This window comes from Rhodococcus antarcticus, assembly GCF_026153295.1.
Lineage (GTDB): Bacteria > Actinomycetota > Actinomycetes > Mycobacteriales > Mycobacteriaceae > Rhodococcus_D > Rhodococcus_D antarcticus.
Genome location: NZ_CP110615.1, coordinates 322,483 through 336,072, shown reverse-complemented (window position 1 = coordinate 336,072; position 13,590 = coordinate 322,483). Strand labels below are relative to the sequence as shown.

Below are 13,590 nucleotides of genomic sequence, written 5' to 3'. Positions count from 1 at the left end.
CCGGAACGAGGGAGGGAGGTCCCGGCGTGGAGCCCGCACTGCAGCCTGAACGCCCGGGTCGAGGAGCACCTCGCTCCGACGCCCCGTCCCCGGACCTGCTCCCCACCGGCACCAACGGTGCCCCACCCGACCTGCAGGACCTCACCTCCGACGAGCTGCGGGTCGTGGCCTCGATCGCTGCCCTGGCGCCCGCGCTCTCCCCGTCGTCCAACGCCCGTGACCGCATGCGGACGCGGGTGCTCGCCGGCCTGGCGGACGGGGCTCCCACCGTCGTCCCCGGTGCTGCGCCCTCCACCGGTCCGGCGGCCACGCCCGGGTCGGTCGAGCAGGTGCAGGTCGAGCGGGTCGAGCAGGTCCAGGTTGTCGAGCTGGCAGCCCGTCGACGCACCGGTCACGGCGCTCGTGGCCGCTTCCTGGTCGCCGCGGCGGCCGCCCTCTGCCTGGTGGTCGCGCTCAGCGGCATCAGCCTGGTGCTGAGCCGCGACGCCCTGCCCGGGGACGCCCTCTACTCCCTGAAGCGGGCCGGCGAGACCACCCGGCTCGAGCTCACCTTCGGCGACGTCGACCGCGGCCTGCGGCACCTGGACTACGCCGCCCGGCGGGTGGACGAGCTCGGCGCCCTGGTCGACCGCGCCAGCAGCTCGGCCCTCGGGACCGGCAGCGGCGGGGTCGTCCTCGTCGCGGTCGAGCAGGTCGATCCCGCGACGGTGGGCACGCTCCTCGACGACGTCGACTCCCAGTCCACCGCCGGCTCCGGCCTGCTCACCACGACCGGCGTGGCGGGCGACCCGACGGCACTGAGCTCCCTCGCCACCTGGGCACAGGGCCAGTCCGCCCGCCTGGACGCGCTGCGTGCGCAGCTGCCCAGCGCCGCGCAGCCCCGCCTCGACTCCTCCGTCGGGGTGCTCGAGCAGGTCCGGGGCCGGGCGGATGCCCTCAGCGCCCGCCTGGCCTGCAGCCCGATCACCAGCGGCAGGACCGACGACCTCGGGCCGCTGCCGGCGACCACGGCCTGCTCCAGCGCCGCCGGCACCACGGGCACCGCCCCGACAGCCCCGGTGCTCCCGCCGTCGACGGCCACCACCGGTGCGGCCGCGCCGGACGCACAGCAGGGCGGCGGTACCGGGTCCGGCCCGGGGGGGTCCGACCCAGGCTCCACAGGTCCGGGCTCCACAGGTCCGGGCTCCACAGGTCCGGGCTCCACGGCTCCGGGCTCCGGCGGTCAGGACCCCGGCGGCGTCGCCGGCACCGTGCCAGCCGCACCCACCCAGCCCGCGCTGCCGCTGCCGCTGCCCACGGGAGGCACCAGCGTCCCCCCGCTGCCCCTGCCGGTCCCGTCGCTGCTGCCGTCCACCGTCTCCGTCCCGCTGCCGATCATCCCCCCGGTGACCATCGGACCGATCCTGCCCGGGCTGCCCCCCATCACCATCGGAGGCTGAGCCCCGAACCCCGTCGCGCCGGGCGGCTACGCTCGGACCGGTAGGACACGGGTGCACGCAGCACGAGGCGAGGAGGTGACCGTGGCCAGCGCGACCGGCCGGTTCCGCCGCTCCACCCCCACTCCCGCCCAGCTGCGCGCGACCGCCGCGGGCGAGGCCAGCGCGGACGCCGCGATGGCCCAGGTCGCCCTGGACAACGCCGGGGACGGCCACCCGGCCGACACCCTGGTGGTGCCGCGGGACCTCACCGCAGCCGCCTTCTTCGACGTCGACAACACCATGATCATGGGCGCGTCGATCTTCCACTTCGCCCGCGGCCTCGCGGCCCGCAAGTACTTCACCGGGTCCGACCTCGCCGGGATGGCGTGGAAGCAGCTCCTGTTCCGGGTCAGCGGCAGGGAGAGCGCCACCAGCGTCGCCACCGGCCGCGAGCAGGCCCTCTCCTTCGTCGCCGGCCGAGAGACCGCGGAGATCACCCGGCTCGGCGAGGAGATCTTCGACGAGCTCATCGCCGACAAGATCTGGGCGGGCACCCGGGCGCTGGCCCAGATGCACCTCGACGCGGGTCAGCAGGTGTGGCTGGTGACGGCCACCCCGGTGGAGCTGGCGCAGATCATCGCGCGCCGCCTGGGGCTCACCGGGGCGCTCGGCACGGTCGCCGAGAGCGCGGACGGCGTCTTCACCGGCCGGCTCGTCGGCGACATCCTGCACGGGCCGGCCAAGGCCCAGGCGGTGCGGGCGCTGGCGGCGCGGGAGGGACTCAACCTGCGTCGGTGCACGGCCTACTCCGACAGCCACAACGACGTGCCGATGCTCTCCGCCGTCGGCACCGCCGTCGCGGTGAACCCGGACCAGGACCTGCGCGAGCTCGCGCGCGCCCGCGGCTGGCAGGTGCGCGACTTCCGCACCGGGCGCCGCGCCGCGCGGATCGGTGTCCCCTCCGTCCTCGGCGCGGGTGCAGTGGCCGGTGCGGTCGCGGCCGGGATCAGCCACCGCCGCAACGCCTGATGCCGGTCAGCCGGTGAACACGCCCCGGCGCTGGGAGAGCAGCCGGTAGAGCGTCTGCTGGATCGTCTCGCGCACCTGGTCGGTGAGGTTGAACACCAGCATCGGGTCCTCGGCCGCCGCCGGGCCGAGCTCGGTGGTCTCGATGGGCTCGCCGAACTCGATGTACCACTTCGACGGCAGCGGGACGACACCCAGCGGACCCAGCAGCGGGAACAACGGGGTCACCGGGAAGTAGGGGAACCCCAGCAGGCGGGCGAGGAACCGGATGTCGCCGATCATCGGGTAGGTCTCCTCCGCCCCCACGATGGAGCACGGGATGATGGGCGCCCCCGTGCGCAGCGCAGCGGAGACGAAGCCGCCCCGCCCGAACCGCTGGAGCTTGTAGCGGTCCGCGAAGGGTTTTCCGATGCCCTTGAAGCCCTCCGGCCACACCCCGACCACCTCCCCCGCGTTGAGCAGGCGCTCCGCGTCGGGAGCGCAGGCCAGGGTGTGCCCCGCCTTGCGGGTGAGGCTGCCCAGCACGGGAGTCGCCAGCGCCAGGTCCGCGGCCAGCATCCGCAGCGATCGCGACGCGGGGTGGTGGTCGTGCAGGGCCACGGTGGTCATCAGGGCGTCCAGCGGGATCACCCCGGAGTGGTTGGCCACCACCAGCGCCGCCCCCTCCGACGGCACGTTGTGCAGGCCCGACACCTCGACCCGGAACCACGTGTCGTAGAGCGGCCGCAGGGCCGGGATCATCACGTGGTCGTTGAGGTCGGGGTCGAAGCCGAACTCGTCCACGGTGTAGTCCCCGGTCAGACGTCGCCGCAGGAACGCTGCCGCCCCGGCCACCTGGCGCTGCACCGCCGAGGGCTCCGGGACCGCCACCGGCTCGTCGAGGGACTCCGGGGCGGGCAGGTCGGTCGTGCCCTGCGGGTGCAGCGGGATCACCCGGGCCCCGGGGCCGCTCACGGCAGCACCCCGGCCACTGCCACGGCCCGCTCCTCCACGGCCCGCACCCGGGCGGGATCGAGCACCGGTCGCAGCCCGCGGGCGGTGACGAAGTCGTCGAACGCCTGCTGGGTGGTCCACCGCGGCCGGAACCCCAGCGCCCGGGTGAGCGCGGAGGTGTCGACCACCCGGCCGAAGTTGAGGAACTGCACCTGCTCCGGGGTGAAGTCGACCAGCCGCGCACCGCGGACGAAGCGCGCGAGGGTCGGGGTGAGCTGCGCCGGCACGGGCACCGGGATGCGACCGGCCCTGCGGATGGCCTGGGAGAGCAGCAGCACCCCGTCGGCGGCCACGTTGAACGTGCCGGCCGCAGGGGCCGTGCAGGCCAGCTCCAGCACCGCCAGCGCGTCCTCCTCGTGCAGCAGCTGCACCCGGGCGTCGAAGCCGAGCACCGTGGGCACCAGCGGCAGCGAGAAGTACCGGGTGAGAGCGGTGTCCATCCGCGGTCCCACGACGTTGGCGAAGCGCAGCACCGTCACGGACACGTCGGGCCGGCGCCGGGCGAACCCGCGAACGTAGCCCTCGATCTCGGCCGAGTCCTTGGCGTACCCGCCGCCGGTGGTGGCCTTGGGCTCCATCTGCTCGGTGAACACCGCCGGGTCGCGCGAGCGGGAGCCGTACACGGCCGTCGTCGACTTCACCACCATCCGCCGCAGCGTCGGAGCACCCTGGCAGGCCGCCAGCAGCTGCATGGAGCCGATGACGTTCATCTCCTTCATGGTGCTGCGCCCGCCGGAGCGCCCCGGGCTCGCGCTCAGCGCGGCGTGCACCACGGTGTCCACCCCGGCCGAGGCGATCACCTTGGCGATGAGGGGGTTGCGGATGTCGGCTCGGACGAACTCGACGGTGGCGGCATCCGCGGCGTGCTCCGTGCGGAAGACGCCGGTCCGTGGTGGCTCGGTGTCGACGGCGATGACGCGCTCGACCGACGGGTGCCCTGCGAGCCGGGCGGCGATGCTCCCCCCGAGGAAGCGGCTCGCCCCGGTGACGAGGACCACCCTTGGGGCATCGACGGATACCGGGCTCATGCCGGGAGCCTACCGAGCGTGGCGGTGACGGCGGCAGGGGCGTTCGGGGCTCGAACCGGCCGCCCCACCAACGCCGAGAGCCCGCCGTCCCCAGGGGGAGGCGGGCTCTCGCGGTCGGCCGGGTGCGGCCGTCAGATCACTTGCCGAGCTTGCGACGCTGCACGCGGGTCTTGCGCAGCAGCTTGCGGTGCTTCTTCTTCGACATCCGCTTGCGGCGCTTCTTGATCACTGAACCCATGGCGGGCTTCCCTCGCAGTCCTCGGTCGGTCGCGCTGGTCGGTGGTGCCCAGCGACTCGGTCGTCACGTCTCGGTGCGGCACCCGACGGTCAGGGTCCAGCACGTCCTTGGCTGCACTCTACTGCTCCGGGGCTCGGACCCTGACCACGGAGAGCGCCTGGGCCGCCACCCCCGCTCAGCCGGCGTCGAAGTAGGAGGACTCGAGGTAGGTGTGCACGGCGGCGGCGCGCACGCGGAAGCTGCGCCCGACGCGGACGGCCGGCAGCTCCCCGCTGTGCACGAGCCGGTACACCGTCATCTTGGAGACGCGCATCAGCGCGGCCACCTCGGCGACGGTCAGGAAATCGGTGGCAGCCAGCGCGGGCTGGCCCTCGACGGGCTTGGGCATGTGTGGGTCCTCCGGCACGTGTCGCGCCGCCGGTCTTCCCCACCGACGGAACGGACACGCACGTGCTCCCTCCGACACTAGCGGGACACGTGGGACCTGTGTGACCTGCGTTCGGGTGACGGTTCGGGGCCGCAGCAGGTGCGGGTGGCTCAGGTGGCCCGGCCGAGCTCCACCGAGCGGTCCCTGGCGGCCTCGATGGCCGCGATGAGCGCGGCCCGCACCCCGTGCACCTCCAGCTCGCGGATGGCCGAGATGGTGGTTCCGGCCGGGGAGGTGACCGCCTCGCGCAGCGTCACCGGGTGCTCGCCGGAGTCGCGCAGCATGGTCGCCGCCCCCACCGCCGACTGGACGATGAGCTCGGAGGCCACCGCACGCGGCAGGCCGAGCAGGATGCCGGCGTCGATCATCGCCTCGACGAGGAAGAAGAAGTACGCCGGGCCGGAGCCGGAGAGCGCGGTGACGGCGTCCTGCTGGTTCTCCGGCACCCGCACCACGCGCCCCACTGCGCCGAGGAGCTCGGTGACCAGCGCCAGGTGCTCCTCGGTGGCGTGGGTGCCGCCCGAGACCGCGCTCATGGCCTCCCCCACCACCATGGGGGTGTTGGGCATCACGCGCACCACCGGTGTGCCCGCGGGCAGGCGGGACTCGTACAGCGAGGTGGGCAGACCAGCGCACAGGGACACCACGAGCGTCCCGACCCGCAGGTCTCCGATCTCGGTCAGCACGGTGTCGATGTCCTGCGGCTTCACCGCCACCACGAGCACGTCCGCCTCGCGGGCGGCCTCGGCGGGGCTCGCGGCACGGACCCCGTGGCGCGCGGTCAGCTCGGCGCTTCGCTCCGGGTGCCGCTCGGAGAACAGCAGGTCCGCGGGGGCGCGGCCGGAGCGCAGCAGCCCGGCGAGCAGGGCCTCCCCGATCTTGCCGGCCCCGAGGACCGCGATCGTCGTCATGGGGTGAGCCTGCCACGGCGGGGTCGGCGCACGGGCGGCTCCGGCCACGACGGCTCCGGCCACGGCGGGTCAGGGGCGGGGCGGGTCAGGGGCGGGGCGGGTCAGGGGCGGGGCACCATCGCGAGCTGGCGGCTCTGGCAGACGAGGGTGCCGGCCGAGTCCGTCACGATGGCGTCCTCGTCGAACCAGGTGCCACCCACGCAGCGGCTGCTCATCCGCACCCGCAGCCAGCCAGGGGCGGGGTGGGCACGCACGAGGGCGGTCAGCTGCACGGTGGGGGCCCACCCGGGCCGGCCGATGTTCAGCGTCACCGGGGGGGAGATGTCGCCGGCGAGCAGCGCGAACAGCACGTCCGGGTCCTCCCCGTGCGGGCGCACCCAGAGCCGGATCTCGGCCTGGCCGTCCACCCGCCCCTCGGCGAAGGCCGCGGTGGCGCGGTCCAGGCGCAGGTCGCATACCGCGGCGAGGTTCATGACGTCGCCGGTGGGGTGCGCAGCCACCTCGATGGCATCGGCGGGGGGCTCGGCCGGCTGGCCGTCGGGTGCCGCCTCGCGCAGCGGCTCGACGGAGTCGGGCACGCCCAGGGTGACGGCCGCACGCACGGCCACCCGCTCGCCCTGGCGGAGCTCCACGTCGACCAGGGACACCGACCGACCCCGCTTGCGCACCTCCACCGCGAGGTGCACCGGGCCGGGGTCAGGGGCGGCGAGGTAGCTCGCGCTCACGACCAGCGGCTCTGCACCCGGCACGTCCAGCGCGGCGCGGGCGGCTGCGGCACACAGCGCGAGCAGCAGGCCCCCGTGGGCCTTGGGACCCACCGTCCACGCCTGCCCGAGCACCGCCGCGTACCCGTCGCCGTCCGGCGCGAGCGCGAGCGCCGCGCTGAACGGGGCGCTCACGAGCGGCTCCGCTGGGCAGGGGTCCGCAGGTGGGTCCGGGCGAAGGTCAGGGACTCCGCCACCATGGCCGTCCGCTCGGCTCGGGTGCGCGCGGCCCGGGTGCCGATCTCCAGCACCACCACACCGTCGAACCCCTCTGCCGCGAGGCGCTGGCAGACCTCCGCGCACGGCTGCGTGCCGCGGCCGGGCACGAGGTGCTCGTCGGTGGCGGCCCCGGTGCCGTCGGTGAGGTGCAGGTGGGCCAGCCGGGTCCCCATCGTCGCGGCCATCACGAGAGCATCGGTGCCCGCGGTGGCCGTGTGCGAGAGGTCCAGCGTGTAGTGCGCGTGACCGACGTCGGTGGGGTCCCAGGACGGTGCGTAGGTGGACAGCGCCGTCCCCGGACCCCCTCCGTGGCCGGCCCTCAGCTCGGCCGCGCCCCGGCCCGCGCGGACGAAGCGGTCCGCGCGCAGCGGGAACATGTTCTCGACGGCTACCACGAGCCCGCTGCGCCGCTCGAGGTCGGCGACCTGGTCGGCGAAGCCGTCGGCGTAGCGGCGCTGCCAGCGGAACGGCGGGTGCACCACCACGGTGCGGGCTCCCAGCACCCCCGCCGCGTCGACGGCGCGATCGAGCCGCTTGACCGGGTCGGGGCCCCAGATGCGCTGGGTGACGATGAGGCAGGGCGCGTGCACCGCGAGCACCGGCACCCCGTAGCGGCGCGAGAGCCGCTCGACGGCACGGACGTCCTGGCTGACCCTGTCGGCCCACACCATCAGCTCGACACCGTCGTAGCCCAGCTCGGCCGCGATGGTGAAGGCCGCCTCGACCGACTCCGGGTAGACCGACGCCGTGGACAGTGCGACGGGGATCGACACGCTCAGCGCCCCGTGAGGGTGAGCACGGGCGGGCTGACGGTGACGATGAGCCCGGCGAGCACCGCCAGCACGGTGCTGAACAGGTCCTCATCGCGGCGGAGCACGCGCACGACGACGACCAGACCCACGATGACGACCGCGGAGAGCACGAGCGCGACGACCGACTGCCACTCCCACAGCCACCGGAAGCCGAACCACAGCAGGGCCCCCCCGACGAGGGCGCCGACCAACTGCACGCCGACCAGCGCCCACTCGCGGACGGGGCTGCTCGCGGCCGCAGGCGCGTCGTTGCCGACGGGGTCCGGGGCAGTGTCGACCGGGACGGGGTCCGGGGCGGTGTCGACCGGGACGGGGTCCGGGGCGGTGTCGACCGGGGCGGTGTCGACCGGGGCGGGGTCCGGGACGGGGTCCGGGGCGGTGTCGACCGGGACGGGGTCCGGCGCGGGGTCCGGGGCGGTGTCGACCGGGGCAGGGTCCGGGGCAGTGTCGACCGGGGCAGTGTCGACCGGGGCGGTATCGACCGGCACCGGGGCGGGGTCCGGGGCAGTGTCGACCGGGGCAGGGTCCGCAGCAGGCAGGTCCAGGACGCTCGGGGTGGCCTCGTCGACCACCGGCACCTCGTCGACCACCGGCACCTCGTCGGGCTCGACCCGCCGCCGCCGGCGACCCGACGGTGACACCGTCCTGCCGTGGGCCGCGAGCAGCTCGGAGACGTGCACCTGCCGGGACGGCGTCCCGCCGTCGTCGCCGATCGTCATGTCAGTCCTCCACGCAGGTCGTCGCCGGGGGCGGCATCCAGCCTCCGGAGGATCACGCCCTCCCGCAGGGCCCACGGGCAGATCTCGAGCTCGGTGACGGCCAGCGCCCGCATGCTCGCCTCCGCCACCATGGCACCTGCGACGAGCTGGTGCGAGCGCGCCGCGCTCACCCCGTCCAGCTCCGCCCGATCGGCGGACGACATCCGCGAGATGAACGAGATGAGCTGGCGCAGACCGGCCGCCGTCAACACCCGGCGCTGCATCGGCCCCGCCGTCGAGGGTGCTGCCCCCGTCAGCCGGGCCAACGAGCGGAACGTCTTGGACGTGGCCACCACCCGATCGGGCGTTCCGCGGTCGGTCAGCTGCCGGGCGGCCGGGGCGAGCTCGGCGTCCAGCCACTGCCGCAGCTCGTCCAGGCGTGCGCGCTCCGGCGGGTCCTCGGCGAGCCGGTCGCGCGTGAGACGACCGGCCCCCAGCGGCAGCGAGAGTGCGGTGTCGGGATCCTCGTCGAGGCCCGTGGCCAGCTCCAGCGACCCACCCCCGATGTCCATGGCCAGGATCCGTCCGGCGCTCCACCCGCACCAGCGCCGGACGGCCAGGAACGTCAGCCGTGCCTCGTCCACCCCGGCGAGCACCTGCAGGGCCACGCCCGTCTCCTGCTGGACCCGCCGCAGCACCGACACCGAGTTCGTCGCGTCGCGGACGGCCGACGTGGCGAAGGCCATCACCTCCTCGCACCGCGCGTCCGCCGCGACCCGGGCGGACTCGGCGACGGCGTCGACCAGCCGGTCAGCGCCCTCGCGGGTCAGGCGACCACCGCGGTCGAGCTGCTCGGCGAGGCGCAGCACCGACTTGGTGGAGCTCATCGGCGTGGGGCGGGCACCACGATGGGCGTCCACCACCAGGAGGTGGACTGTGTTGGACCCGACGTCAAGCACCCCTAGGCGCACGGGCGATACCGTAGACGGTCTACCGTCGCCCGCTGTGACCGCTCCCGTGCCCGAGGTCCGGCCCGACTTCCCGCGCGAGTGGATCGAGCTCACCGACCCGGCCGATCCCGAGCACCTGGTGCGCGCCGACCTCACCTGGCTCCTGTCCAGCTGGACGTGCGTGTTCGGCACCCCGGCCTGCCACGGCACCGTGGCGGACCGACCCGACGACGGGTGCTGCACCCACGGCGCGTTCTTCTCCGACGCCGAGGACCGGGCGCGCCTCGACGCCTCCGTCGCCGACCTGACGGCGGACGACTGGCAGCTCCGCAAGCAGGGCCTGGGCCGCAAGGGGTACACCGAGCTCGATGACCTCGAGGGCGAGCCCACCGAGCGGACCCGGAAGGTGCAGGGCGCGTGCGTGTTCCTGAACCGCCCGGACTTCCCCGGCGGACCCGGGTGCGCGCTGCACCGAATGGCGCTGCGCACCGGACGGCACCCCCTGGAGGTCAAGCCGGACGTGTGCTGGCAGCTGCCCGTGCGGCGAACGCAGGACTGGGTGGACCGCCCGGACGGGACGCGGATCCTGGTGTCGACCATCGGCGAGTACGACCGGCGCGGCTGGGGTCCGGGTGGCGCCGACCTGCACTGGTGGTGCACGTCCTCCCCCGAGGCCCACGTCGGCGCCGAGGCCGTCTGGGTGAGCTACGGGCCCGAGCTCGCGGCGCTGCTGGGCGACGAGGCGTACGCGGAGCTGGCGGTCCTGTGCAAGCGCCGGGCGGGGCTGGGGCTCGTGGCCGTGCACCCCGCGTCCGCCCGCTGACCCCGACGTCGCCCTGCCCCCCACTTTCCCCGTCCCCCGGCTCCTCACTGCTCAACACGGCTCCTCACTGCTCACCCCGGCGGTGAGCATGGAGCACGCGGGGGGGGCACCGACCACCAGGGCCCGTCAGCTCCATGATCACGCCGCGAGGTGCTGCGTCTCGCACGCGGGACCACCGTCGCGGGCGCAGCCGGCAGGGCCGCCATCGGCCAGCAGGCGGGCTGTCCACAGGCATCGAGGTTGTCCACAGCGGTGGGGGATCCGACCTGCCAGCGCCCGGGACGGATCGACGATGACGTGGTGCACCCCGACCTGCGCTCCCACCTGCACGCCCACCGAGTGGTCGGCACCTCGGCCGCGGGTCGGTGGTGCACCCCGGACGAGCTCCGGGGTGCTGTGCAGCGGGGCGAGCTGCGTCGGGTGTGGCGGGGTGTCCTGGCGCTGCCGGAGCAGGCCGGGGACCTGCGCACGCGGCTCGACGGGCTCGAGCTGCTCTCGGGAGGGTCCGTGGTGGCTTGCCTCGGTTCGGCAGCCGAGCTCCTGGGGTTCGCGGTGCAGACGGACCCGGCGGTCCACGTGCTCGCCACCCCCGGCCACCACCTCGGCTCTCGGGCCGGACTGAAGATCCACCAGCGCACCGGTGCTCCGATCGGCCGTCTGGACGGTCAGCGCCTCACGATGCCGGCGTGGACCGCCCTCGAGGTCGCGCGCACGGTCTCACGACCCCGGGCGCTGGCCACCCTTGACGCGGCGCTCCACGCTGGGAGGTGCACACCGGAGGGGCTCGAGCTCGCACTCGGGCAGCAGCACGCACGCCGCGGGACGGCGGTGCTCGGCGAGCTGGTCAGCCTGGCCGACGGCAGGTCGGAGTCCCCGATGGAGTCCGAGACCAGACTCGTGCTGCACGACGGGGACCTTCCTGCCCCCGTGCCGCAGCACCCCGTGCTCGATGAGTGGGGCCGCGAGCTCTACCGGCTCGACCTGGCCTGGCCCACCGCGCGGGTGGCAGTCGAGTACGACGGGTTCGACCACCACAGCTCACCGGCCGACCTGAGGAGGGACCGATCGCGGGCCGCGTGGTTGCTGGACCATGGGTGGACTGTTCTGCGCGTGACTGCGACCGACGTCCGGAGAGAACCCGCCCTGCTCGTCTCCCGGGTCCACCGGCTGCTCGCACGCGCCACAACGACCCCGCCCGGCGCGCGGTGATCATGGAGCTACCGGGGTTGGCGAGCCGTCACGACCCCGGTAGCTCCATGATCACGCCAGGACAGGCCGCGCTACGGCTCGAGCTTGTAGCCCAGCCCGCGCACGGTGACGAGGTGCACCGGGGTGGACGGGTCGGGCTCGATCTTGGCCCGCAGCCGCTTGACGTGGACGTCGAGGGTCTTGGTGTCGCCCACGTAGTCCGCCCCCCAGACCCGATCGATGAGCTGCCCCCGGGTGAGCACCCTCCCGGAGTTCCGGAGCAGGTACTCCAGCAGGTCGAACTCCTTGAGCGGCAACGTGATCGTCTGGCCGCTGACCACGACGACGTGGCGCTCCACGTCCATCCGCACGGGTCCGGCCTCGAGGACGCCCGGGTCCAGGTCGGGGCCGTCCTCGCTCTCCACCCCGCGCCGCAGCACCGCGCGGATCCGCGCGATGAGCTCCCGGCTGGAGTAGGGCTTGGTCACGTAGTCGTCCGCACCGAGCTCGAGACCGACCACCTTGTCGATCTCGCTGTCCCGCGCGGTCACCATGATCACCGGGACCCCGGAGCGCAGCCGGAGCTGCTTGCAGACGTCCGTGCCGCTCATCCCGGGGAGCATGAGGTCCAGCAGGACGATGTCGGCGCCGCCACGGTCGTACTCGGCCAGCGCCGCCGGCCCGTCGGTGGCGACAGCGGTCTCGAAGCCCTCCTTGCGCAGCAGGAAGGCCAGCGGGTCGGCCAGCGACTCCTCGTCCTCGACGATCAGCACCCTGGTCACCGTGGTTCTCCGTTCCTGGATCTGTTGGTCGAGCCGTCGGTGGACACCAGCCGCGGCGGGGGGGCCTCGTCGTCGACGTCCTCGGTGTGCACCGGGACGCGGAGGGTGAAGGTGGAACCCGTCCCCGGCCTGCTCCAGAGCCGCACGCCCCCGTCGTGGTTGGCCGCCACGTGCTTGACGATGGCCAGCCCGAGGCCGGTTCCGCCGGTGACCCGGGACCGGGCGGGGTCCACCCGGAAGAACCGCTCGAACACGCGCTCCTGGTGCTCCAGCGGGATGCCGATGCCGCGGTCGGTCACGCTGACCTCGACGTGGTCGGTGCGCAGGGCACGGCTCACCGACACCGGCGAGCCGGCCGGGGAGTAGGCGATGGCGTTCTCCACGAGGTTGGACAGGGCGGTCACGAGCAGTGTCCGGTCGCCCTTCACCTCGAGCCCGCTCGGGCGGTCGACCGTGACGGCGATTCCCGCCGCCTCGGCGCTGAGGTCCGATCGGCGCAAGGCCTCCGCGACCACGTCGTCGACGTCCACCACGTCGAGCTGGGGCAGCGCCTCCGCCCCCTGCAGCCGGGACAGCGCGATGAGCTCGGTCACCAGGGAGCCCAGCCGGGTCGACTCGTGCAGGATGCGGGAGGCGAAGTGGCGCACCACCTCCGGGTCCTCGGGGGACTCGAGCAGCGCCTCCGCGAGCAGAGCCATGGCGCCGACCGGGGTCTTGAGCTCGTGGCTGACGTTGGCCACGAAGTCGCGCCGGGTCGCATCGAGGCGCACCCGCTCGGACTCGTCCGCGGCCTCCACGACGACGAACCGGTCGTCGTCGGAACCCAGCGGTCGCGCCAGACCGATCACCGCCATGGGGGCACGCCCGGGCCGCGCGTCCGCGCCCAGCACGACCTCCACAGGTTCCCTGGTGGCGAACACACGCTGCACCGCGGTCCACGCCCGTGCGTCCATCCGACGCTCGTGGACCACCCCGAGCTCCTCGGCACGCGGGTTGCAGAGCACCACGTCACCGAAGCGGTCGACCACGGCGATCCCGTTCTCCGAGGACTCGACCACTCGGTCCAGCACCTCGGACACCGTCAGGCCCGTGCGAGCGCGCACGGCCTCCGCCCGGCGGGCCCGGAGCGAGGGTAAGACGACCAGACCGATCACCACCCCGAGCGCCGTGGCGGCGATCGCGAGCAGCACCGAACCCACGACGGTCACAAGCGGATCGTACGGCCGGCCGGGGGTGCACCCGAGCAGCGTGGACCCCCGCGGGTGCAGGTCACAGACCCGCCGCGTGGTGTTGCGCGGGTGTTCACCCGGCGT

Annotated in this window: 15 protein-coding genes; 4 read left to right on the top strand and 11 right to left on the bottom strand. The window is 74.3% G+C overall.

What is annotated here, in order from left to right; translation table 11 throughout:
* The first annotated feature begins 26 nt into the window (after positions 1-26).
* Both RHODO2019_RS01700 and RHODO2019_RS01695 read left to right on the top strand, forming a co-directional pair.
* The gene (locus RHODO2019_RS01700; RefSeq protein ID WP_265383345.1) at positions 27-1,439 is read left to right on the top strand and encodes a DUF5667 domain-containing protein; all 1,413 of its coding nucleotides are present in this window, start codon (positions 27-29) and stop codon (positions 1,437-1,439) included.
* Between the two features lie 75 nt (positions 1,440-1,514).
* Positions 1,515-2,447, top strand: coding sequence for an HAD family hydrolase (locus RHODO2019_RS01695; RefSeq protein ID WP_435532247.1), 933 nt, complete (start codon positions 1,515-1,517; stop codon positions 2,445-2,447).
* Positions 2,448-2,453: 6 nt separating this feature from the next.
* Here the strand turns inward: RHODO2019_RS01695 and RHODO2019_RS01690 are convergent, their stop codons facing one another.
* The 9 genes from RHODO2019_RS01690 to RHODO2019_RS01650 form a co-directional block, all read right to left on the bottom strand.
* Positions 2,454-3,398 carry a lysophospholipid acyltransferase family protein gene (locus tag RHODO2019_RS01690; protein ID WP_265383343.1) on the bottom strand — a complete coding sequence of 315 codons (945 nt, stop codon included), beginning with the start codon at positions 3,396-3,398 and terminating at the stop codon, positions 2,454-2,456.
* Complete coding sequence (locus tag RHODO2019_RS01685; RefSeq protein WP_265383342.1) at positions 3,395-4,465, bottom strand: NAD-dependent epimerase/dehydratase family protein; 1,071 nt, start codon at positions 4,463-4,465, stop codon at positions 3,395-3,397. Before RHODO2019_RS01685 ends, RHODO2019_RS01690 begins: the two co-directional genes overlap by 4 nt.
* A 136-nt stretch (positions 4,466-4,601) precedes the next feature.
* Positions 4,602-4,703 (bottom strand): 30S ribosomal protein bS22, encoded by a 102-nt coding sequence (locus RHODO2019_RS01680; protein ID WP_010241351.1) that lies wholly within the window; start codon positions 4,701-4,703, stop codon positions 4,602-4,604.
* A gap of 175 nt (positions 4,704-4,878) precedes the next feature.
* A complete protein-coding gene (locus RHODO2019_RS01675) occupies positions 4,879-5,091 on the bottom strand; it encodes a helix-turn-helix domain-containing protein (RefSeq protein WP_265383340.1) in 213 nt (70 codons plus the stop codon).
* Positions 5,092-5,240: 149 nt separating this feature from the next.
* Positions 5,241-6,041 (bottom strand): pyrroline-5-carboxylate reductase, encoded by an 801-nt coding sequence (proC, locus tag RHODO2019_RS01670; RefSeq protein WP_265383339.1) that lies wholly within the window; start codon positions 6,039-6,041, stop codon positions 5,241-5,243.
* A gap of 101 nt (positions 6,042-6,142) precedes the next feature.
* The gene (locus RHODO2019_RS01665; RefSeq protein WP_265383338.1) at positions 6,143-6,940 is read right to left on the bottom strand and encodes a thioesterase family protein; all 798 of its coding nucleotides are present in this window, start codon (positions 6,938-6,940) and stop codon (positions 6,143-6,145) included.
* Positions 6,937-7,803 (bottom strand): sugar phosphate isomerase/epimerase family protein, encoded by an 867-nt coding sequence (locus RHODO2019_RS01660; RefSeq protein WP_265384885.1) that lies wholly within the window; start codon positions 7,801-7,803, stop codon positions 6,937-6,939. The genes RHODO2019_RS01665 and RHODO2019_RS01660 overlap by 4 nt, the downstream gene beginning before the upstream one ends.
* Positions 7,800-8,555: an Rv0497 family membrane protein gene (locus RHODO2019_RS01655; protein WP_265383337.1), complete on the bottom strand. Its 756-nt coding sequence runs from the start codon at positions 8,553-8,555 to the stop codon at positions 7,800-7,802. The genes RHODO2019_RS01660 and RHODO2019_RS01655 overlap by 4 nt, the downstream gene beginning before the upstream one ends.
* Complete coding sequence (locus RHODO2019_RS01650; RefSeq protein ID WP_265383336.1) at positions 8,552-9,505, bottom strand: Ppx/GppA phosphatase family protein; 954 nt, start codon at positions 9,503-9,505, stop codon at positions 8,552-8,554. Before RHODO2019_RS01650 ends, RHODO2019_RS01655 begins: the two co-directional genes overlap by 4 nt.
* A gap of 34 nt (positions 9,506-9,539) precedes the next feature.
* On the opposite strand from RHODO2019_RS01650, the gene RHODO2019_RS01645 reads away from it, so the two are divergent.
* Positions 9,540-10,307 (top strand): DUF3109 family protein, encoded by a 768-nt coding sequence (locus RHODO2019_RS01645; protein ID WP_265383335.1) that lies wholly within the window; start codon positions 9,540-9,542, stop codon positions 10,305-10,307.
* A gap of 300 nt (positions 10,308-10,607) precedes the next feature.
* Entirely contained in the window at positions 10,608-11,516 is a 909-nt protein-coding gene (locus RHODO2019_RS01640) for a type IV toxin-antitoxin system AbiEi family antitoxin (protein WP_265383334.1), read from the top strand.
* A 71-nt stretch (positions 11,517-11,587) separates the two neighbouring features.
* Here RHODO2019_RS01640 and RHODO2019_RS01635 read toward each other — a convergent pair whose 3' ends face one another.
* Positions 11,588-12,277, bottom strand: coding sequence for a response regulator (locus RHODO2019_RS01635; RefSeq protein ID WP_265383333.1), 690 nt, complete (start codon positions 12,275-12,277; stop codon positions 11,588-11,590).
* A complete protein-coding gene (locus RHODO2019_RS01630) occupies positions 12,274-13,485 on the bottom strand; it encodes a sensor histidine kinase (protein WP_265383332.1) in 1,212 nt (403 codons plus the stop codon). The genes RHODO2019_RS01635 and RHODO2019_RS01630 overlap by 4 nt, the downstream gene beginning before the upstream one ends.
* Between the last annotated feature and the right edge of the window lie 105 nt (positions 13,486-13,590).

What these genes read in the sequence shown, in the direction of transcription:
- RHODO2019_RS01685 (WP_265383342.1), bottom strand. Translation starts at nt 4,465, where the DNA reads ATGAGCCCGGTATCCGTCGATGCCCCAAGGGTGGTCCTCGTCACCGGG.
- RHODO2019_RS01680 (WP_010241351.1), bottom strand. Translation starts at nt 4,703, where the DNA reads ATGGGTTCAGTGATCAAGAAGCGCCGCAAGCGGATGTCGAAGAAGAAG.
- RHODO2019_RS01675 (WP_265383340.1), bottom strand. Translation starts at nt 5,091, where the DNA reads ATGCCCAAGCCCGTCGAGGGCCAGCCCGCGCTGGCTGCCACCGATTTC.
- proC (WP_265383339.1), bottom strand. Translation starts at nt 6,041, where the DNA reads ATGACGACGATCGCGGTCCTCGGGGCCGGCAAGATCGGGGAGGCCCTG.
- RHODO2019_RS01655 (WP_265383337.1), bottom strand. Translation starts at nt 8,555, where the DNA reads ATGACGATCGGCGACGACGGCGGGACGCCGTCCCGGCAGGTGCACGTC.